The organism is Micromonospora sp. PRAS1, assembly GCF_059553435.1.
This window is the reverse complement of record NZ_JCANNB010000001.1, coordinates 439,845-460,321: the sequence shown is the minus strand read 5'-3', so window position 1 is coordinate 460,321 and position 20,477 is coordinate 439,845. Positions and strand designations below refer to the sequence as shown.

General features: G+C 70.9%; 18 protein-coding genes and 1 pseudogene. 14 read left to right on the top strand and 5 right to left on the bottom strand.

All coding sequences use genetic code 11. The features are described 5' to 3' along the window. Positions 1-18: 18 nt before the first annotated feature. From AC507J_RS02250 to purB, 5 genes are all read left to right on the top strand, one after another. Entirely contained in the window at positions 19-1,311 is a 1,293-nt protein-coding gene (locus tag AC507J_RS02250) for an acetyl-CoA C-acetyltransferase (RefSeq protein WP_496287334.1), read from the top strand. Between the two features lie 102 nt (positions 1,312-1,413). Next, positions 1,414-2,364 (top strand): TNT domain-containing protein, encoded by a 951-nt coding sequence (locus AC507J_RS02245; protein ID WP_496287333.1) that lies wholly within the window; start codon positions 1,414-1,416, stop codon positions 2,362-2,364. 113 nt (positions 2,365-2,477) lie between these two features. After that, positions 2,478-2,726: a hypothetical protein gene (locus AC507J_RS02240; protein ID WP_496287332.1), complete on the top strand. Its 249-nt coding sequence runs from the start codon at positions 2,478-2,480 to the stop codon at positions 2,724-2,726. A gap of 481 nt (positions 2,727-3,207) precedes the next feature. Then, complete coding sequence (locus AC507J_RS02235) at positions 3,208-3,597, top strand: hypothetical protein (protein ID WP_496287331.1); 390 nt, start codon at positions 3,208-3,210, stop codon at positions 3,595-3,597. Positions 3,598-3,664: 67 nt separating this feature from the next. Beyond that, positions 3,665-5,089 carry an adenylosuccinate lyase gene (purB, locus tag AC507J_RS02230; protein WP_496287330.1) on the top strand — a complete coding sequence of 475 codons (1,425 nt, stop codon included), beginning with the start codon at positions 3,665-3,667 and terminating at the stop codon, positions 5,087-5,089. 138 nt (positions 5,090-5,227) lie between these two features. Here purB and AC507J_RS02225 read toward each other — a convergent pair. After that, positions 5,228-5,821, bottom strand: a pseudogene (locus AC507J_RS02225) (YbjQ family protein). Beyond that, complete coding sequence (locus tag AC507J_RS02220) at positions 5,818-6,498, bottom strand: S1 family peptidase (protein WP_496287329.1); 681 nt, start codon at positions 6,496-6,498, stop codon at positions 5,818-5,820. Before AC507J_RS02220 ends, AC507J_RS02225 begins: the two are co-directional and overlap by 4 nt. Before the next feature lie 419 nt (positions 6,499-6,917). On the opposite strand from AC507J_RS02220, the gene purS reads away from it, so the two are divergent. The 4 genes from purS to AC507J_RS02200 all read left to right on the top strand — a co-directional run bounded on the left by purS (position 6,918) and on the right by AC507J_RS02200 (position 11,496). Then, on the top strand, positions 6,918-7,181 hold the full coding sequence (purS, locus tag AC507J_RS02215) for a phosphoribosylformylglycinamidine synthase subunit PurS (RefSeq protein ID WP_111244989.1): 264 nt from the start codon (positions 6,918-6,920) through the stop codon (positions 7,179-7,181). Then, positions 7,178-7,861: a phosphoribosylformylglycinamidine synthase subunit PurQ gene (gene purQ, locus AC507J_RS02210; RefSeq protein ID WP_496287328.1), complete on the top strand. Its 684-nt coding sequence runs from the start codon at positions 7,178-7,180 to the stop codon at positions 7,859-7,861. Before purS ends, purQ begins: the two co-directional genes overlap by 4 nt. A 67-nt stretch (positions 7,862-7,928) precedes the next feature. Next, positions 7,929-10,736, top strand: coding sequence for a phosphoribosylformylglycinamidine synthase subunit PurL (gene purL / locus AC507J_RS02205; protein WP_496287327.1), 2,808 nt, complete (start codon positions 7,929-7,931; stop codon positions 10,734-10,736). A gap of 4 nt (positions 10,737-10,740) precedes the next feature. Next, positions 10,741-11,496: a 2-phosphosulfolactate phosphatase gene (locus AC507J_RS02200; RefSeq protein ID WP_496287326.1), complete on the top strand. Its 756-nt coding sequence runs from the start codon at positions 10,741-10,743 to the stop codon at positions 11,494-11,496. 57 nt (positions 11,497-11,553) lie between these two features. Here AC507J_RS02200 and AC507J_RS02195 read toward each other — a convergent pair whose 3' ends face one another. After that, complete coding sequence (locus AC507J_RS02195) at positions 11,554-13,737, bottom strand: carboxypeptidase-like regulatory domain-containing protein (protein ID WP_496287325.1); 2,184 nt, start codon at positions 13,735-13,737, stop codon at positions 11,554-11,556. A 161-nt stretch (positions 13,738-13,898) separates the two neighbouring features. Here AC507J_RS02195 and AC507J_RS02190 point away from each other — a divergent pair, with 161 nt between their 5' ends. The 5 genes from AC507J_RS02190 (at position 13,899) to amcA (ending at position 18,717) form a co-directional block, all read left to right on the top strand. Next, the gene (locus AC507J_RS02190; RefSeq protein WP_496287324.1) at positions 13,899-14,261 is read left to right on the top strand and encodes a sterol carrier family protein; all 363 of its coding nucleotides are present in this window, start codon (positions 13,899-13,901) and stop codon (positions 14,259-14,261) included. A gap of 162 nt (positions 14,262-14,423) precedes the next feature. After that, positions 14,424-16,013 (top strand): amidophosphoribosyltransferase, encoded by a 1,590-nt coding sequence (gene purF / locus AC507J_RS02185; protein ID WP_496287323.1) that lies wholly within the window; start codon positions 14,424-14,426, stop codon positions 16,011-16,013. A gap of 61 nt (positions 16,014-16,074) precedes the next feature. Beyond that, on the top strand, positions 16,075-17,229 hold the full coding sequence (gene purM / locus AC507J_RS02180) for a phosphoribosylformylglycinamidine cyclo-ligase (RefSeq protein ID WP_496287322.1): 1,155 nt from the start codon (positions 16,075-16,077) through the stop codon (positions 17,227-17,229). Between the two features lie 176 nt (positions 17,230-17,405). Next, entirely contained in the window at positions 17,406-18,512 is a 1,107-nt protein-coding gene (gene amcB / locus AC507J_RS02175) for a cyclophane-forming radical SAM peptide maturase AmcB (protein ID WP_496287373.1), read from the top strand. Further along, the gene (amcA, locus tag AC507J_RS02170; RefSeq protein WP_496287321.1) at positions 18,481-18,717 is read left to right on the top strand and encodes a multiple cyclophane-containing RiPP AmcA; all 237 of its coding nucleotides are present in this window, start codon (positions 18,481-18,483) and stop codon (positions 18,715-18,717) included. The genes amcB and amcA overlap by 32 nt, the downstream gene beginning before the upstream one ends. A 147-nt stretch (positions 18,718-18,864) precedes the next feature. On the opposite strand, the gene AC507J_RS02165 is transcribed toward amcA, so the two are convergent. Both AC507J_RS02165 and AC507J_RS02160 read right to left on the bottom strand, forming a co-directional pair. Further along, positions 18,865-19,077: a DUF3073 domain-containing protein gene (locus tag AC507J_RS02165; RefSeq protein WP_111244996.1), complete on the bottom strand. Its 213-nt coding sequence runs from the start codon at positions 19,075-19,077 to the stop codon at positions 18,865-18,867. 308 nt (positions 19,078-19,385) lie between these two features. Further along, the gene (locus AC507J_RS02160; RefSeq protein ID WP_496287320.1) at positions 19,386-20,468 is read right to left on the bottom strand and encodes a Glu/Leu/Phe/Val family dehydrogenase; all 1,083 of its coding nucleotides are present in this window, start codon (positions 20,466-20,468) and stop codon (positions 19,386-19,388) included. Positions 20,469-20,477: the final 9 nt, after the last annotated feature.

Here is a 20,477-nt window from a genome sequence, read left to right as displayed (position 1 = left end):
CTTTCGAGGAGGCGAATCGTGCAGGACGTTCGACGGGTCGCGGTGATCGGCGGCAACCGGGTTCCCTTCGCCCGCTCCAACTCGCGGTACGCCAGCGCCTCCAACTCCGACCTGCTCGGCGCCGCCCTGGACGGGCTGATCGCCCGGTTCGGCCTAGCCGGACAGCAGGTGGGTGAGGTGGTCGCCGGTGCGGTGCTCAAGCACTCGAAGGACTTCAACCTCACCCGTGAGGTGGTGCTCGGCTCGAGGCTCGACCCACGCACCCCGGCGTACGACATCCAGCAGGCCTGCGGCACCGGCCTGGAGGCGGCCATCCTGGTCGCCAACAAGATCGCCCTCGGGCAGATCGAGGTGGGCATCGCCGGTGGTGTCGACAGCACCTCCGACGCCCCGCTCGCGGTCAACGAGGACCTGCGTCGCACCCTGCTCAAGCTCAACTCCGCCCGCACCCTCGGCGAGCGCCTCAGGATCGCCGCGAAGCTGCGCCCCGCCCAGCCGTTCAAGCCGGAGATCCCGCGCAACGCCGAGCCGCGTACCGGGCTCTCGATGGGCGAGCACGCCGCCCAGACGGCGCTGCGCTGGAATGTCGACCGGCAGGCGCAGGACGAGTTGGCCCTCCGCTCGCACAAGCGGCTCGCCGCCGCGTACGACAAGGGGTTCTTCGACGACCTGATGACCCCCTACCTGGGGCTGACCCGCGACCAGAACCTCCGCCCGGACACCACCCTGGAGAAGCTCGGCGCGCTGCGGCCGGTATTCGGTGCCAAGGGCCCGGATGCCGAGCGGGCCACCATGACCGCCGGCAACTCCTCGCCGCTCACCGACGGCGCCTCCACCGTGCTGCTGGCCAGCGAGGAGTGGGCGCGCGAGCACAACCTGCCGGTGCTGGCCTGGTTCTCCTGGTCGGAGACGGCCGCGGTGGACTTCGTGCACGGCGACGAGGGGCTGCTGATGGCACCCGCGTACGCGGTGCCCCGGCTGCTTGACCGCGCCGGGCTGACCCTCCAGGACTTCGACTACTACGAGATCCACGAGGCGTTCGCCGCGCAGGTGCTGGCGACCCTGGCCGCCTGGGAGTCGAAGGAGTTCTGTGCCGAGCGGCTGGGCCTGGACGCCCCGCTGGGCGCGATCGACACCGACAAGCTCAACGTGAACGGCTCCTCGCTGGCCGCCGGGCACCCGTTCGCCGCCACCGGCGGCCGGATCGTGGCCACCCTGGCCAAGCTGCTCGCCACCAAGGGCAGCGGTCGCGGCCTCATCTCCATCTGCGCAGCCGGTGGCCAGGGCGTGACCGCGATCCTCGAACGCTGAGCGCTCGCCCCCTTTTGGGGACAAATGCGCACTAACGCTCACATTCATGTACTGACCTCCCCACCCTGAAGGAACTGATTGTCCTTCAGAGGGAGGTTTGTGATGAAACGTACGCGATGGCTGGTCGCCCTACTCTCCGGCGCCGCTCTTGCCGTCGTCCCCGGCGTCGCCCCGACCGGTGCGGCGCCGACAAGCGCGGCGCGGATCGCCGCGCCGGCCGACGACGGCGCCGGCCAGTCGGACGAGGACGCGGGAGACCGCCCCCCGGCCGCACTCGCCACCGACGCACCGCTTGCTGCCGGCGCACCGCCCGTCGCCGGCGCACCGCCCGTCGCCGGCGCAGCGCCGGCTGCCGGTGCGCCGAAGCCGGACGGCAAGCGGCTCTGCCGCCCCGGCACACCCCCCGACGCGCCGCAGACCACCGTCTTCTACGGCGGCAACCGGCTGTTCGGCCCCGCCCAACTGCCGTACGCGTCACCGGTCGGCCCGCTGCTCGCCGGCTACCAGCGGTTCGGCGCGCAGACCGAGAACGAGTGGGTGCAGAACTACACAGTGCCCGGAGACCCCACCCGGCTGATCTTCCCGCCGGAGAACGGGTTCGTGCTCGGGCCCGACGGGCGGGCGATCAAGCAGCGGCAGACGATGCTGCCCGGGTACCGCCTGGACCGCTTCGGCTTCACCGGCGGCGCGTTCCTGGCCCCGCTCGGCACCCCGTTCAACGCGCGCTCGCTGGCACCGCAGAGCCTGAACACCCCGCCCACGCCACCGGCCACCACGCCGCCCGCGCCGCTGGCCAACTACCACACGTACTGCGTGGTCAAGCCCTTCGACGTGGACTCCGGCCCGATCGCACCGTGGTTCGCGCAGCCCGGCATGGGCACCCAGTTCCAGCTCAACCCGGCGTACGTGCCGAAGGCCGGGGCGAACCTGACCGTGCAATGGCTGCTCGACCACGGCTACCTCGTCGAGGAGTACCTGGGCGGCCCCTGCCCGAGCGCGAAGAACCGCACCGCGCCCCGCCAGGGCGGTCAGACCGAAACCAAGGCGTGCTGACCGGGACGGTTCTCGAGCCCGCCGAGCGGAACCATTTACGGGCGGCGGTCACCCTGCACGGTGACCGCCGCCCGTACGCTCGCTCTCGGACTCGCTCTCGGAGAGGTGACGGAGTGGATCGGCACGAACTGCGCGACGCACTGCTCGCCGCCGGGCTATCGCCCGACGCGTTCGAGCTGGAGGGGGTGCACGAGCACGTCCCCGTGCCGCCCGACTTCTGGTTCCTGCGGCGCGGCCCGGACGGGTGGGAGATCGGCCCCTACGAACGCGGCCACTACGACGTACGCCAGGTCTTCGCCACCGAGTCGGCGGCCTGCGCCGCCCTCTGGACCGCCCTCACCGGCCGCCCCGCCCCACCCTGACCGGGCTTGCCTGAGGCGGTCGAGCTGTTACCTGGCCAGGCAGCAGTCGGCAGACTGCTCGGGGCAAGGGCGAGAGGATACGGGTTCGCTCGGGAATTTTCGAGATCAGGAGATGGTCGACATTCACATTTGTCTGCGATCGATCGTCCTGGTGTCGTGACCTGCATCAGTCATCTTTCCGAAGCCGGGGAGGTCGAGGCAGGTGAAGATTCCCGGGATTCGTCGGCTTGCTCGGCGGTACGGGCGCAGCGGAATTCTGCAACTTCGACGTCTCCCGCTGCTGCTGTTCATGGTGGTTGCCCTCGTCGGACTTGCGGGCGCGATTGATAGCGCTGGGATCGCGTCAGCTCAACCTGCACCGACCGGTGCGCCGACGACCACTCCGCCGCCCTATCCCCCGAGTCAGCCTCCGCCTCAACCGCCGGGCTGTCCTCAGGTGGTCGCTGGAAGTCCGGACGTCGTTCCCGACGAGTCGGATCCGGTGGTCACGATCTGGACCGGCGAGGTCATCGGCTTGGCGGCGCTCACCTGCGGCAAGATCGCCAGTTGCGTGATCACCAAGACCGCTGTTGAGGCGCCCAACGGGACTCAGGGAATCCGGGTCGACATCAACGGGGTGTCCGCCGAAGTCGGCTGGGTGATCGTTACGAGAGGAACGATTACCCGAAGTTATCTCTACCCGATGCATTCGTACACGTCGTCGTGCCCGATCGCGCCACCTCAGCACAGCACGAGCACTCCGGCGGCCGTGGTGCCGAGAATGTCGGCCGCAGGTTCCCTGCCGGCTCTTCCACTGGCGGCTGGCGGTGCCCTGGGTTTACTGCTCGTGATTCTACCCTCGATGCTTGTGCTGCGTTGGCGGAGGCGGTGACAGCCCCGTCAGGGTCGCCGACCGTACCCGTTCGGGAAGCTGCTGACGGGTGCCGGAGAATGGGCGGGTGACGACGATCCCGAACGTGCTCGCCCACCGGTACGCCTCGCCCGAACTGGTCGCCCTCTGGTCGCCGGAGGAGAAGATCCGGCTGGAGCGGCGGCTCTGGCTCGCCGTACTCCGGGCCCAGCGGGACCTCGGCGTGCCGGTACCCGACGGGGTGGTCGAGGCGTACGAGCGGGTGCTGAACGATGTTGACCTTGACTCGATCGCGGCGCGCGAGCGGGTGACCCGGCACGACGTGAAGGCGCGGATCGAGGAGTTCAGCGCGCTGGCCGGGCACGAGCATGTGCACAAGGGGATGACCTCGCGGGACCTCACCGAGAACGTTGAGCAGCTCCAGGTGCGCCGGTCACTGGAGCTTATCCGGGACCGGGTGGTGGCGACGCTGGTCCGGCTGGCCTGGCACGCACACGAGTACGCGGACGTGGTGATGGCCGGCCGGTCGCACAACGTCGCGGCGCAGGCGACCACGCTGGGCAAGCGCTTCGCGTCGGCCGCCGAAGAGCTGATCATCGCGTACGAGCGGCTGACCGACCTGATCGACCGTTACCCGCTGCGGGGGATCAAGGGCCCGGTGGGTACCGCCGCCGACCAGCTGGACCTCTTCGACGGTGACGCCGAGAAGGTGGCCGAACTTGAGCGGCGCGTCGCCGAGCACCTCGGCTTCAACCGGGTACTGGACAGCGTCGGGCAGGTCTACCCGCGTTCGCTCGACTTCGACGTGCTCTCCGCGTTGGCGCAGACCGCCGCCGCACCCTCGTCGTTGGCGACCACGATCCGGCTGATGGTCGGCCAGGAACTGGTCACCGAGGGTTTCAAGCCGGGGCAGGTCGGCTCCAGCGCGATGCCGCACAAGATGAACACCCGCTCGTCGGAGCGGGTCAACGGCTTCGCAGTGATCATCCGGGGCTACCTGTCGATGGTCGGCGAGCTGGCCGGCGACCAGTGGAACGAGGGGGACGTCTCCTGCTCGGTGGTGCGCCGGGTGGCCCTGCCGGACGCCTTCTTCGCCGCCGACGGGCTGTTCCAGACGTTCCTCACCGTGCTTGACGAGTTCGGCGCGTATCCCGCGGTGATCAACCGGGAGTTGGAGCGTTTCCTGCCCTTCCTGGCCACCACGAAGATCCTGGTGGCGGCCGTCCGCCGGGGCGTCGGCCGGGAAACCGCGCACGAGGCGATCAAGGAGCACGCGGTAGCCGTGGCCCTGGCTATGCGCGAGCAGGGAGCCGGAGAGAACGACCTCTTCGACCGCCTGGCCGCCGATCCCCGCCTCGGTCTCACCCGCGCCGAGATCGACTCCCTGGTCGCCGACCGCGCCGCCTTCACCGGCGCCGCCCCCGCCCAGATCCAGGCACTCACCGCAAGAATCACCAAAATCGCCCAGTCCCACCCCGCCGCCACCACCTACACCCCACCCCCCATCCTCTAACCACCCCACCCCCCACCCCCCTCCCCGGCCAACCTCCGCGTTGACCATGAAGTTATTGCTCCGACACGCCGGGTGAGATGGCAATAACTTCATGATCAACCGGTGAGGCGGCGGGGGGAGGGGGTGGGTGGGGGCGGGTTAGGTGTCGCGGGTGGGGGTTTCGGCGGCGGTGCGGAGGGTGGGGGCGCTGGCGGGCTCGGCGATACCGCCGGGCTCCTCGGCCATGGCCGGCTCCTGGGCGGTCTCCGCCGCCACGCTGGGCTGGTCCGGGGGCATGACGTCGGGGGTCTTGGGCACCACGATCACGGCGGTGCCGTAGGCGCAGATCTCCATCCACATCTCGCCGCAGTCGCGGCTGTCGAACCGCATCCCCACCACGGCGTTCGCGCCGAGCCGCCGGGCCTCCTCGCCGAGCCGGGCCACCGAGTCGGTACGCCACCGGGTGAGGTTGTCCGGCGCCATCGGGTCGTACGCGCCGCCGCGCAGGTTCTTCACGCCCTCGCGGTACGGGTTGCGGGTTCTGGCCATCGAGGAGACCACTTCGCCGAGGATCTGGCGGATCTCGTAGCCGGGAAGTTGATCCGTCGTCACGACCAGCACGTTTTCGATGCTGGCAGTCCCCGTCGAGGCTCAACGTGAGCCTTGTTCACCTGGTCGGATGCTGAAAAACAACGCGGCGCGGACGGCGGGGCACAGCCCACCATCCGCGCCACATCCGGCGCTAACCGTCAGACACCGGCCACCGAGGTGATCCAGGCCCGGTTGTACGCGACGCTGCCGTAGTTCTGGATGCTCTGCCCGTCGGCGGTGGAGGCCACCCCGACCTGCGCGCCGTTGTAGAACTGCGGGCCGCCCGAGTCGCCCCGCCAGGCGTTGCCGTTGATCCGCGTGCTCCGGATCGCCTGCCCGCCGTACGCGTCGGTGACGCTGTTGCTGGTGACCCGCACCGAGGCGGTCTTCAGCTGGGTCGAGGCCGAGCAGCCGCTGTAGCAGGTCATGCCCCAGCCGTAGATCGAGTTGGTCGAGTTGATCGGCGGGTTGCTGTTGGCCAGGGTGACGTAGCTGGTGCTCACCGCGCTGGAGAGCCGCATCAGGGCCAGGTCGTAGCGGCCGTAGGTGGCGCTTACGGTGCGGGTGACGCCACCGGAGGTGCGGTTGACGCTGCCGACCCGGACGGACATCGTGCCGCCGAGGCAGTGCCGGGCGGTGAGCACCCACTGCGGCGCGATGATCGTGCCGGAGCAGGTGAACGAGCCGTTGCTGAGGACGGCCGCGGCCCACGGCGCGGAGGAGACCGTCCCGCCGCCGATGATGTACGGGCCGACGGGCGCGGCGACGGCGCCGGAGCTGGCGCCGAGCACGCCGGCCATGGCTGTGGCGAGGACCGCGATCAGGGATCGGATGCGCATCGGAGGGACTCCTTCGGGGTTTCGCTGACCCGGGTTGGCCGGGTCGACCTGCGGTGGCGGGCGGGGGTCAGCTGCCACCGCGACGCCGACAAATCGACGTCTGACGATGTACCGTAGGGGTCGGTGAGGTGTTTCACAAGAGGTTCATTGAAACGGACTGATGTAACAGTGCGATTTCCCGGCCGGCCGCGTCGGCGATGGCCGGCGCGTCGATACCGGGCGAACGGCGTGTCCGGCAACGAACCCGTATCGGGACAGCAACGAACCCGTATCGGTGCGGACCGCTCCGTGCGGGTAAGGTCGAGGACTGCCCGCACGGCGTGCGGCCGGTGCGGATGGCGCGGTATCTGCCAGGTAGGCTGGCTGCGCTCGCCCGTTGTGGGTCGGCACCCAACTGCGTACACAGTCAGGAGTGCCCAGTGCCTCGCGTCGTCGTCGACGTCATGCTCAAGCCCGAGATCCTCGATCCGCAGGGCCAGGCCGTCGCAAACGCGCTGCCCCGGCTCGGCGTCAACGATGTCGCCTCGGTACGGATCGGCAGGCGGATCGAGATCGACTTCACCGGTGAACCGGACCTGGACCGGGCCCGGGAGATCGCCGACAAGCTGCTCGCCAACCCGGTCATCGAGGACTTCACCGTCCACCTGGTCGAGACCGACGAGCCCGCGGACGCCCGCTCGTGACCGCGCGGGTCGGTGTGGTGACGTTCCCTGGCTCGCTCGACGACGGGGACGCGGCCAGGGCCGTTCGGATCGCCGGTGCGGAGCCGGTCCGGCTCTGGCACGGCGACCCGCAGCTGCACGGGGTGGACGCCGTCGTCCTGCCCGGCGGTTTTTCCTACGGTGACTACCTGCGCTGCGGCGCCATCGCCCGATTCGCCCCGGTGATGGAGACGATCGTCGACGCCGCCGCCGGTGGCCTGCCGGTGCTCGGCATCTGCAACGGCTTCCAGATCCTCTGCGAGGCCCACCTGCTGCCCGGCGCGCTCACCCGCAACCAGCACCTGCACTTCCGTAACCGCGATCAGCTCCTGCGGATCGAGGCGACCGGCACCGCCTGGACGAACACGTTCCAGGCCGGGCAGAAGGTGCTGATCCCGGTCAAGAACGGCGAGGGGTGCTACGTCGCCGACACCGCCACGCTTGACGAGTTGGAGGCCGAGGGCCGGGTGGTGGCCCGGTACGTCGGCGGCAACCCCAACGGGTCGCAGCGGGACATCGCCGCGATCACCAACCCCGCCGGCAACGTGGTGGGCATCATGCCGCACCCCGAGCACGCGGTGGAGGCGCTCACCGGCCCCTCCCTCGACGGCCTGGGCTTCTTCACCTCGGTGCTGAAGCACCTGGTGGGGACGCCGGCGTGACCGTCCGCGTCGGGATCATCGGACGGCTCATCCGCCCCTCGGGCGGCGAGCGCAACGAGGAGAGGTCATGACCACGCATCCGGACCCGGTACGGGAGACCCCGGAGGCATTCTCGGCCCCGCCGGCACAGCCGGTCCAGCCGAGCCCGGCCGCTGCCACACCGCCTGCCGCTGCTGCCTCGCCGGGCACTCCGGCGCGGCGCGCCGCAGCTGAGGCGGACACCGGCTGGACCCACGGGCTGGACACCGTACCGCGCGCCGGGGACACCCCGGAGGAGCTTCAGCCCTACGCCGAGCTGGGCCTCCGCGACGACGAGTACGACCGCATCCGGCACATCCTGGGCCGCCGGCCGACCCAGTCCGAGCTGGCGATGTACTCGATCATGTGGAGCGAGCACTGCTCCTACAAGTCCAGCAAGGTGCACCTGCGCCAGTTCGGCGAGAAAGCCCCACCGAGCGACCGGCTGCTGGCCGGCATCGGCGAGAACGCGGGTGTGGTGCGGGTCTCCGACGAGTTGGCGGTGACCTTCAAGGTCGAGTCGCACAACCACCCGAGCTTCGTCGAGCCGTACCAGGGTGCGGCGACCGGCGTGGGCGGCATCGTCCGCGACATCCTCGCCATGGGTGCCCGCCCGGTGGCCGTGATGGACCCGCTGCGCTTCGGTGCCGCCGACCACCCGGACACCGCCCGGGTACTGCCCGGCGTGGTGGCCGGCGTCGGCGGTTACGGCAACTGCCTCGGCCTGCCCAACATCGGTGGCGAGGTGGTCTTCGACCCGTGCTACCAGGGCAACCCGCTGGTCAACGCGCTCTGCCTCGGGGTGCTGCCGGTGAGCCGGCTGCAGAACAAGGCCGCCGTCGGCCCCGGCAACGTCGTGGTGCTGATGGGTGCCAAGACCGGGCGGGACGGCATCGGCGGCGTGTCGGTGCTGGCCAGCGCCACCTTCGACGAGGGCAGCGAGCAGCGCCGCCCGTCGGTGCAGGTCGGCGACCCGTTCATCGAGAAGCTGCTGATCGAGGCCTGCCTGGAGTTGTACGACGCCGAGCTGGTCGCCGGCATCCAGGACCTCGGTGGTGCCGGGCTGACCTGTGCCCTCACCGAGACCGCCGCGGCGGCCGGCACCGGCATGCGGGTCTGGCTGGAGCGGGTTCCGCTGCGCGAGCCGTCAATGGCGCCACACGAGATCCTGGCCAGCGAGTCGCAGGAGCGGATGCTCCTGGTCGTCGAGCCGGCCAAGCTCGAAGCGGTGCTCAAGACCTGCGAGAAGTGGGGCGTGATCGCCACCGCGATCGGCGAGGTCACCGCGCCGGAGCCGGACGGGCAGCCGGGTCGACTGCTGATCACCTGGCGGGACCAGCTGGTGGTGGACGTCCCGCCGGGCTCGCTGGTGGACGACGGGCCGGTCTACGCCCGCCCGATGCGCGAGCCGGCCGACCTGATCCTGCTCCAGGCGGACCGGGCCGAGACGTTGCCCCGGCCGGCCGACCCGGACGCGCTGCGCGAGACCGTGCTGCGCATGATCGCCTCGCCCAACCTGGCCGACAAGACCTGGGTCACCGAGCAGTACGACCGCTACGTGCTGGGCAACACCGTCCTCGCCCAGCCGGAGGACTCCGGCGTGATCCGGATCGACGAGCGGACCGGCCTGGGCGTGGCGCTCTCGGTCGACGGCAACGGCCGGTACGCCCGCCTCGACCCGTACCACGGCGCCAAGCTGGCGCTGGCCGAGGCGTACCGGAACGTGGCGGTGACCGGAGCGACGCCGATCGCGGTCACCGACTGCCTCAACTTCGGCTCGCCCGAGGACCCGGGCGTGATGTGGCAGTTCGCCGAGGCGGTACGCGGCCTGGCCGACGGCTGCGCCGAGCTGGGCATCCCGGTGACCGGCGGCAACGTCAGCTTCTACAACCAGACCGGTGCGGCGGCGATCCATCCGACGCCGGTGGTCGGCGTGCTCGGCGTACTGGAGAACGTGGCTGACCGGGTGGCGACGGGCTTCACCCCGCGACCCGGCGGCGATCACGACCAGCTCTTCCTGCTCGGCGAGACGCACGTGGAGCTCTCCGGCTCGGAGTGGGCCTGGGTGACCCACCAGCATCTCGGTGGCGTACCCCCGCACGTCGACCTGGCGCGCGAGAAGCAGCTCGCCGGGCTGCTGGCCGAGGCCGCCCGGGTGGGCCACCTCAGCTCCGCGCACGACCTCTCCGACGGCGGGCTCGCCCAGAGCCTGGTGGAGTCCTGCCTGCGGTACGGCGTCGGCGCGCGGGTCGCGGTGCCGGAGCGGTTCCAGGGCGGCTCGATGCCGTTCGTCTTCCTGTTCAGCGAGTCCGCCGGCCGCGTGCTGGTCTCGGTGCCGCGTGGTCACGAGAAGGCGTTCACCGCCCTCTGCGGTGAGCACGGTGTGCCGTGGGAGCTGGTCGGGGTGACCGATCCGGCCGGCGGCGCGCTGGAGGTGCACGGCCAGTTCCGGATCCGCCTCGACGAGCTGCGGGAGGCGCACACCGGCACCCTGCCGCGTCTCTTCGGCGGCGTGCAGTCGTTCGCCCCGGAGGCCGTCGGGTCCGTGATCGACGGCCCGACGACGGCCCCGGCTGACACCGAGCCCGAGCCCGCGAACCAGGCCGACCTCGCCGCCGAGGCCGACACCGGCACCGGTGCGGCCGACGCCGCAGGTGGTGCCGTCGCCGAGGTCGAGATCGTCACCTCGGCGGAGGCCGTCGGCGCGGCGGACGCCGCGCCGGACCAGGCGGCCGGTCCCGGATCGGGCCCGGACCAGTCGCCCGCGGCGGTAGGTGCCGACCCGACCGGCGAGGAGACCGGGGACGCTCCGCAGGCCGGTGAGACCGAGCAACCTCCCACCCCCGACGAGCGCTGAGGCGGTGGCCCCGGCCCTGCACTCCCAGCCCGGATCCGGGGCCCGCTTCGACTGGGGCCTGGCGGGCGCGGCGGAGCTGGGCCGGGTCTGCGCCGCCCTGGTGGTGGTGGACGTGCTGTCGTTCACCACCACCGTCGAGATCGCGGTCGGGCGGGGAATGCGGGTCCATCCGTTTCCCTGGGACGAACAGGCCGCCGACTACGCCCGGCGGATCGGCGCCGCCGTCGCGACCGGCCGCCGGCAGGTGACCCCGACCCATCCGTGGTCGCTGTCGCCGGCCGCACTGAGCCGGGCACCGGTCGTGCGGGATCTGGTGCTGCCGTCGGAGAACGGCTCGGCGATCAGCGCCGCCGCCAGCGCCACCGGGCTGCCGGTGGTCGCGGCCAACCTGCGCAACGCCCGCGCCGTCGGGAACTGGCTGCTGGATCAGGGGTATGGCGAGACCACCGCCCCGATCGGCGTGGTCGCGGCCGGGGAACGCTGGCCGGACGGCTCGCTACGTCCGTGCGTGGCGGACCAACTCGGCGCGGCGAGCGTGCTGGACGCACTCTCTGCGGTGCCGGGCGGACTGTCGGTGGAGGCGGCCATGGCGCTCGCCGCGTTGGCCAGCACCCCGGACGTGCCCGCAGCCGTTCGCGGCTGCGTCTCCGGTCGTGAACTCAGCGCGGACGGCTTCCCCGAGGACGTCGAGATCGCCGTACGCCTCGACAGCGTCGACGTGGTGCCGCTGCTCCGCGACGGCGTCTTCAACTCGGCCTGACCGCTCGCCCGCCGTCAGCCAACCCGCGTCGCACGCTGGCTGACGGTCGGGGCGGTATCAGTCGTCCAGCCAGTCCAGTCGGCGACCGCTGCGGTCGGCCGGCGGCCCGTCCGGCCGGCCACGATCGGCCTGAGCCGGATCGCCGTAGTAGTTTTCGTACCCGCCACGCTGCTGCTGCGGGGGCTCCTGGCCGTAACCGCCCTGGCCATAGCCGCCGCTCTGCTGCTGGTAGGCGTCGTCGTAGCCGCCACGCTGCTGCGGCGGCTCCTGGCCGTAGCCGCTGCTCTGGCCGTAACCACCCTGGTTGTAGCGGTTCGGGTCGTCGTAGCCGGCGTTGTCGTAGCCGCCACGTTGCTGCGGGGGCTCCTGGCCGTAGCCACCCGGCGCGCCGTAGCCGCCGGTCGGCTCGCTCTGACCGTAGCCACCGCCGGTCGGCTCACCGGGGCCGTAGCCACCACGGTTGGGGTCGCCCTGGCCGTAGCCACCGGGGTCACCCTGCTGGCCGTAGCCACCCGGCTCGTAGCCGCGGGTCTGGTCGGGCGGCCCGTAGCCGCCGGCCTCGCCCGGCCCGTAGGCCCGGGTCCCGTCACCCTTACCGTAGCCGCCGGTCGGCTCGCCCTGGCCGTAGCCGCCGCCAGCCTCACCGCGCCCGTAACCACCGCCGGTGGGCTCGCCGCGTCCGTAACCGCCTGCCGGCTCGGGCTGGCCGTAACCCTGGCCCGCCTCGGGCTCGTACATCCCGGTGGCGTACGGGTCGGCGGGGGCCGGGTACCGGGTCTGGTCGCCGGTGTAGCGGCCCGTCGGCTCGTCGTACCGCTCGCCGTAGCCGCCCGCACCGCCCGCCGGTGGGTAATCAGCCCCGCCACTACCGGCACCGTAGTCACGGTTTCCGTAACCGTCACCGGACGAGGGGCCGTTGCCGTAGCCGCCGCCGGACGACGGCGCGTTGCCGTAACCCGGTGCGCCGTAACCGCCCGGCTCCTCGCCGTAGCCGCCACCGGACCAGCCGCCCTGCCCGGGGCCAGCCTGAGCACCGTATGGCTGCGGCGGTGCGCCGTAGGGATCCGGCGGGACGTCGTCGACGACCGGCTGATGCATCATCGTCGGGGCGTTGCTCAGGGCGGCACCGCCGACCATTGTCGGATCCGGTGCGGAGCCGACCCGGTTCACCACCCGGGTCTGGTCGTCGGCACCCGCGAACGAGCCACGGGCCGCCGGCACTGCGCCGGCCGGCGCGCCCGCCGGGGCGTCACCGTCCGCCTCGGCCTCGTCGTTCTCCTTGCGCTTCATCCAGAGCAGCACGATCGTGCCGACGCCGACGGCCACGAAGAGCCCGCCCAGCAGGATCAGCAACCAGTTGCCGAAGCCACCGGAGTCCTCGTTGCTGGCCGGGGCCTGGGCGACGGCGCTCTCGCTGGCGGTCTCCTCGTCCTCGGGGAACGCGTCCTCGAACGGGTCCTCCGTGGGCAGCGCCGACTCGCTCGCGGTCGGAGTGGGGGTCGGGCTGGCCGACGCACCGATCGGCAGCGTGATCCGCTGCCCGGTGACACTCTGGCCCGCGTTGGCGGTGAAGTTCACGACCCTGCTCTGGTTCTCCGCACGCGCGCCGAGGTCGATCCGGCCCGGGGCGATCGGCCGGTCCCTGCTGCCGGTGAAGCGGAAGTTGCCGTTGGAGTCGCTGTTGGTGTCGTACTGGTTGCCGGAGCTGTCCTTGATCAGGACGATCGCGCCCGCCACGCCCTCGCCGGCCTGGTTCACGACCTTGCCGGCGATCGACTTGACCGTCTGCGGCGCCTGGGTCGTGGGCGGCGACGACGACGGTGGTGGTGCCTGCTCTCCCCGCACGGTGAGCTGGAGGTTGGCGGTCGCCGGGTCGGAATTGTCCGGCTGGACCTGGACGGTGACGCCGGTCGAGGCGTTCCGCGCGTTGTTGTTGGCGCGTAGCGTCAACAACTGGGTCCTCGGCACGGGTCCGTTCAGCTGGATGCTGCCGCAGCCTCGGGAGCAGCTCACGCCGGACGGCAGGCCGGTCAGACTGATCTCGGCGGTGGTGTCGTCCTCACCTGGGGTGACCGTCACGCTGACCGTGGCGTCGCTGCCCGCGTTGACGGTCACCGAGCCTGGCGTGACGTTGACCGTGGCGGCGTGAGCGGGTGTGGCGGGGGCGGCGAGCAGGGCACCAACAATCAGCGCCACGACCACACCGGCCCGCTTCTGCCAGGCTCGTCGGTGTGTTGACACGTCCACCGCCTTCCGGACTGACCACCCCCGCTCCGGCGGTTGCCGGGCCGGGGAAACATCACGGTACGAATACGCCGTCGGCAACTATGCCTTGTCGGGGCGGATCGGCGCGACCCAGGGGCAAGGTGATACGCGGCGCGGTCACGCCGTATCGTCCCGTCGTGTCCTCTCCGTACATTAAGTCCGCAGCCGTCGCGACGGCGGTGGCGGCCCTCGATGCGGGGCGCACCCCCGAACGGCTGGTGCTCCGCGAGGCGGTCAGGGCGCTGTTGACCATCCTCGCGGCCCGCGCCCCCGGCCGATCGGTGGAGGTGCGTGTCCCACCTTACGGTGCAGTTCAATGCGTTCCCGGGCCGCGACACACCCGTGGTACGCCGCCGAACACGGTGGAGATGGATCCGGAAACCTGGCTCGCGCTGGCCACGGGACGGCTCGACTGGACCGGGGCGGTCACGGAGGGTCGCGTACGGGCGAGCGGGGCGAGAGCGGACCTCTCCGCGTTTCTGCCGCTGGAGCTGGAGTAGGAGCTTGGCGGCGATGACAGAAAGCGCTGCAATCGTGACTGTGTGTGGTGACGTGGATTCGCGTACACTGTCTGGCGACGACAGTGTGGTCCCGGCCGAGCGGTGTTGAGCAGCCCCCGTGCTACCGCCAGGCCATTCCAGACCAGCAAGAGGGAGCGGCAGGTGCCCCGAGGCGACGGCCGGCTGAGCCACGACCTTGATCCCCAACGACCCGGCCCCCAGGACGCGTGCGGCGTCTTCGGTGTCTGGGCACCCGGAGAAGAGGTCGCCAACCTGACCTATTTCGGGCTGTACGCGTTGCAGCACCGAGGTCAGGAGGCGGCCGGCATAGCGGTGAGCGACGGCTCCGGTGTGGTGGTTTACAAAGATCTCGGCCTGGTGGCCCAGGTCTTCGACGAGCCGACCCTGGCGAGCCTGCGCGGGCACGTGGCGATCGGGCACACCCGCTACTCCACGACGGGCGGTTCGACCTGGGAGAACGCCCAGCCGACCATCCGCGCCACTAGCTCCGGCACGACAATCGCGCTGGCGCACAACGGCAACCTGGTCAACACCGCCGAGCTTCAGCGCGAGGCGACCGAGCAGGGGCTGAGCGCCGACGGTTCGACAAACGACACCTCGCTGGTCACCATGCTGCTGGCCAGCCGGCCGGATCTCTCCGTCGAGGCCGCCGCGCTGGAGGTGCTGCCGCGGCTGCGGGGTGCGTTCAGCTTCGTCTTCATGGACGAGAGCACCCTCTACGCGGCGCGTGACGCACACGGGGTACGCCCGCTGGTGCTCGGCCGGCTGGAACGCGGCTGGGTGGTGGCCAGCGAGACGGCCGCGCTGGACATCGTGGGGGCCAGCGTGGTCCGCGAGGTCGAGCCCGGCGAGTTGATCGCGATCGACGCCGACGGGCTGCGGTCGACCCGGTTCGCGGCCCCCGAACCCAAGGGCTGTCTCTTCGAGTACGTCTACATCGCCCGCCCGGACGCCACAATCGCCGGTCGCAACGTGCACGCGGCCCGGGTGCAGATCGGCCGCCAGCTCGCCAAGGAGCACCCGGTCGAGGCGGACATGGTCATCCCGGTGCCCGAGTCGGGCACGCCGGCCGCGATCGGCTACGCCGAGGAGTCCGGCATCACCTACGGCGCCGGCCTGATGAAGAACCCGTACGTCGGGCGTACCTTCATCCAGCCGTCGCAGACCCTGCGTCAGCTGGGCATCCGACTCAAGCTCAACCCGCTGCGGCAGAACGTGCGGGGCAAGCGGCTGGTCGTGGTCGACGACTCCATCGTCCGTGGCAACACCCAGCGCGCGATCGTCCGGATGCTCCGCGAGGCCGGTGCGGTCGAGGTGCACGTGCGCATCTCCTCGCCGCCGGTCTCCTGGCCCTGCTTCTACGGCATCGACTTCGCCACCCGCGCCGAGCTGCTCGCCAACGGTCTCGACAACGACGGCATCCGGCGCTCGATCGGTGCGGACACCCTCGGCTACGTCTCGCTGCCCGGCCTGATCGCCGCGACCGAGCAACCGAAGAGCCGGCTGTGTCGGGCGTGTTTCGACGGGGAGTACCCGATCGAGCTGCCCGTCGGCAATCTGATCGGCAAGCACGTGCTCGAAGGGATCGGGCGTCGGGTAGCGCACAGTGCGGCCGACGGCACCGACGCCGACGAGCAGATGATCCCTCCGGTCGTCGCCGCGTCGGGTGGCGACGACGACTTCAGCCCACGCTCCGACCTGAGAATGTCGGCGAGCACACACCGCCCGTAGCATCGTCCGGCTGTGGTGCCGGTCACGTCGACACCGCAGCCGAGAACCAAAGGGGAGAACCGTGACGCACGTGTCCGAGCGCAGCGGCGCAGGAAGCAGCCCGACCGGCGCTGGTGGCGATCGTCAGCCCTGGACGGCCGGCACCGGCCGCTCACCTCGCAAACGCTCGGTCTCGTACGCGGACGCCGGCGTGTCGATCGAGGCGGGTGACCGCGCGGTCGAGCTGCTGAAGTCCAAGGTGAAGCAGACTCGCCGGCCGGAGGTGATGGGGGACCTCGGCGGCTTCGCCGGCCTGTTCCGGCTGGACACCACGAAGTACAAGAACCCGATCCTGGCCTCGTCCACGGACGGCGTCGGCACCAAGCTGGTGATCGCCCAGCAGATGGACATCCACGACACGGTCGGCATCGACCTGGTCGCGATGGTCGTGGACGACCTCGTCGCCTGCGGTGCCGAGCCGCTGTTCCTGTTGGACTACATCGCCACCGGTGAGGTCGTGCCGGACAAGGTCGCCGAGATCGGCGCCGGCATCGCCGACGGCTGCCGCTACGCGGGTTGCGCGCTGCTCGGCGGGGAGACCGCCGAGCACCCTGGCGTGCTGCGTCCGGACGAGTACGACATCTCCGCCACCGGCGTCGGCGTGGTGGAGGAGAGCCAGATCCTCAGCTCGGAGCGGGTCGAGGTGGGCGACGTAGTGATCGCCATGCGCTCGTCCGGGCTGCACTCCAACGGCTACTCCCTGGTCCGGCACGTGCTGCTCGGTGCCGGCCGGATGCGGCTGGACGTGGTGATCGAGGACTTCGGTCGGCAGCGCACCCTCGGCGAGGAGCTGCTCACCCCCACCAAGATCTACGCGCAGGACTGCCTCAAGCTGATCGCCGAGGCCGAGGTGCGGGCGCTGGCCCACGTCACCGGCGGCGGCATCCCGGGCAACCTGGTGCGGATCCTGCCCGAGCACGTGGACGCGGTGGTCAACCGCTCGACCTGGAAGCCGCAGCCCGTCTTCGACCTGATCCAGTCCAAGGGTCGGATCGAGGACCCGGCGATGGAGTCGACCTTCAACATGGGCGTCGGCATGTTCGCCATCGTCTCGGCCGAGGACGCCGACCGCGCCCTGGCGACGTTGACCGGCCGTGGCGTGGACGCCTGGCAGGCCGGCGAGATCATCGAGGGCACGGGCGAGGTGCGGATGGTGGGCCAGCACACCCGGGGCTGAGCACGCTCCGGTGATTGTCCAACCACCTGAACAGGGCTTCACCCGAGTGGCCGCCGCGGCCTAGCCTGAAGGGCACCCTCGAAAGCTGTGGGGCGCGCCCGCGCCGGGGTGTGTCCGGCAGCCGTCAACCGTTACAGAGGAGGGCGATGGCTGCGCGGGGACGGTCGTTGCGCGGAATGCGGGGCCTGGCCACCGTCCCGTCGTACGTCGTAATGCAGCCGACCACCCTTTGCAATCTCGACTGCGCGTACTGCTACCTGCCGTTGCGGGCGGTGGACCGGCGGATGCCGGTCGAGGTGGCCGAGGCGGTGGCGGGCTCGGTGAACCGATGGGCGGCGTCGGGGCGGTTCTCGGTGGTCTGGCACGGTGGCGAGCCGTTGGCCGCCGGACGGGAGCACCTGGCTGCGCTGATGGCGCCGTTCGGCCCCGAGGTGGAGCAGCACGTCCAGACCAACGCGACGCTCATCGACGACGCGTGGTGCGAGTTCTTCGTGGCCCACCGGATGCGGGTAAGCGTGAGCGTGGACGGGCCCCGGGAGCGAAACGGCGACCGGGTGAGCCGCTCCGGCCGGCCCGCGTACGACCGGATCGTCCGTGGGGTGGCGGCGCTGCGCCGGCACGGGGTGCCGTTCTCGGCGCTCGCGGTGGTGAACGACCCGGCACCCGGCCGGGCCCGGGAGCTCTACGAGTACTGCCTCGACCTCGGCTGCGAGGTGCTCGGTGTGAACATCGAGGAGACCGAGGGCGTCAACACCCGTGACAATTCCCACGATGCCGCCGCGGTGACCGGTTTCTGGGCCGAACTGGTCGCGGCCTGGCGGCGGGACCCCCGGATCCATCTGCGGGAGGTCGAGTGGTCGCTGCGGTACGCCGCTGCGGTCCTGGACGGCACCGCTGACCGGCTGCTGCCCGGTCAGCTCGACCCGATCCCGACCGTGGCGTACGACGGCTCGGTCGTGGTGCTCTCGCCCGAGTTGGCCGGCTTCACCGATCCCCGCTACGGCGACTTCACCAGCGGGAACGTGCTCACCACCCCGTTGCACGCGATCCTCGCCGACGCGGCGGCGCGGACGCCCTGGGTCGGTGAGTTCGTGACCGGGGTGGAGGCGTGCCGTTCGTCCTGCCCGTACTTCGGTTTCTGCGGGGGCGGCCACGCGGCCAACCGCTACTTCGAGCTGGGGCGTTTTGACGGTACGGAGACCGAGCATTGCCGTAACAGCAAGATCCGCCTATTGGAGGGAGTGTTGGAGCATGCCCGAGACCACCAGTCACCGGGAGCCTGAGTGCGGAACGGGGGGCGGATCCGACCGGGTCGCTGACCGGGTCCGTGCGGCCGCCGCCGGGCTCACCGCCCTGCTCCAGGAGGCCGAGGTCGCCCGCCAGTTACGAGCGGAGGTGGCGGGCGGCGACGGTGCCAGCGCAGTCTGCGCCTGGAACCACTTCGAGAACATCCCGACGTTCTACAACTGGAACAACCGGCCCCGTTGACGCCGGTCAGAACCAGGAGCCTGCCACGCGTCCGGAGCATCGCACCGGGCGTGGCAGGCCCTCGGGTCGTCGGGTGGTACGCCGCCGCATAGCGGGCACATACGTGAGCACGCGGGGAGTTACCGCGTGCTCAGATGTGACCGGGGGTCAACGGGTTGGACGGACCCAGGTGTCCGGGTCGTCCTCGGCATGGTCCTCGTCATCGTCGACGTACTCTTTGTAGTCGTCGTCGAAGTTGCGGTCCGACTTGCCGCTGCCGCCGAGTTCTCGCTGCAAGGCGGCGAGGTCGGTGTTCGGGGAGTGATACTTCAACTCCCGGGCCACCTTTGTCTGCTTGGCCTTAGCACGGCCGCGCCCCATGGCTCGACCCCCTCGCACAGAATGCGGGGCAGCCCGAAGGCGGGCCCCGATGACGTCAGGCATCTCTCGTGGCTCTTACGGTACATGGGGATGCCACCGTTCGGCACCTCGGGTTACCGTCGACCGCTGCCGCGCGTTGCGTTCGGGCGGTCGTCACCCATTGTACCCGGTAAGGAGCGATGCCGGGAACGGTCGTGACACCGGGGCGAATAGCGCGAAAGCGGCACATCCTCATCTTAGGTCGGCGAGCCCGCCGAAGGCGGCATCAATCGCCCGCCCTCGGCGGTTCGTCCTCGATGAGTTGGCGGTCAGCGCAGGTGGATGGTGCGCAGCCGGCCGATCTCGGCCATCCGCCGCTCGGCCAGGCGGTCGGCGGCCACGGCCGGCGGCACGCCGTCGGCGTCGGCGAGCCGGAGGATCTCCCGCGTGGTGTCGTAGATCCCGGTTGCCCGCAGCTTGGCCCGCTCGAAGTCGAAACCCTCGATCTCGTCCGCGACCTGGATCACGCCACCCGCGTTCACCACGTAGTCCGGCGCGTAGAGGATGCCCCGGTCGGCGAGCAGCTTCTCCACCCCCGGGTGGGCGAGCTGATTGTTGGCCGCTCCGGCGATCACCTTCGCGCGCAGCACCGCCACCGTGTCGTCGTTCAGTGCGCCGCCGAGGGCGCAGGGGGCGTACACGTCGATGTCGGCGGCCACCAGCGCGGCCGTGTCGTCGACGAGCTTCACCTGCGGATGGGTCGTCCGGGCCCACTCCAGTGCCCGCGGGTTCACGTCGGTCGCGACCACCTCGGCGCCGTCGTCGAAGAGGTGACCGAGGAGGTACTTGCCGACCTTGCCCAGCCCGGCGACGCCGACCCGCCTGCCGCGCAGGGTCGGTACGCCCCAGACGTGCTCGGCCGCCGCGCGCATCCCCTGGAACACACCCCAGGCGGTGAGAACCGAGGAGTCTCCCGCCCCGCCGTGCTCCACACTGCGGCCGGTGACGTACCGCGTCTCGCGGGAGATCACGTCCATGTCCGGCACGTAGGTGCCGACGTCGCAGGCGGTGTAGTACCGGCCGCCCAGCGACTGCACGAAGCGGCCGTACGCCCGCAGCAGCGCCTCGCTCTTGATCTGCTCCGGGTCGCCCCAGATCACCGCCTTGCCGCCGCCCAGGTCCAGGCCGGCGAGGGCGTTCTTGTACGCCATGCCACGGGAGAGGTCGAGCACGTCGGCGAGGGCGGCTTCCTCGCTCTCGTACGGGTAGAAGCGGGTGCCGCCGAGCGCGGGGCCCAGCGCGGTGGAGTAGATGCCGATGATCGCCTTCAGGCCGGTCTGCTTGTCCTGGCAGAACACGACCTGCTCGTGGCCCGTGGCCTCGGGATCATCCGTGGTGGCGAATACGCCCATGACTGGCTC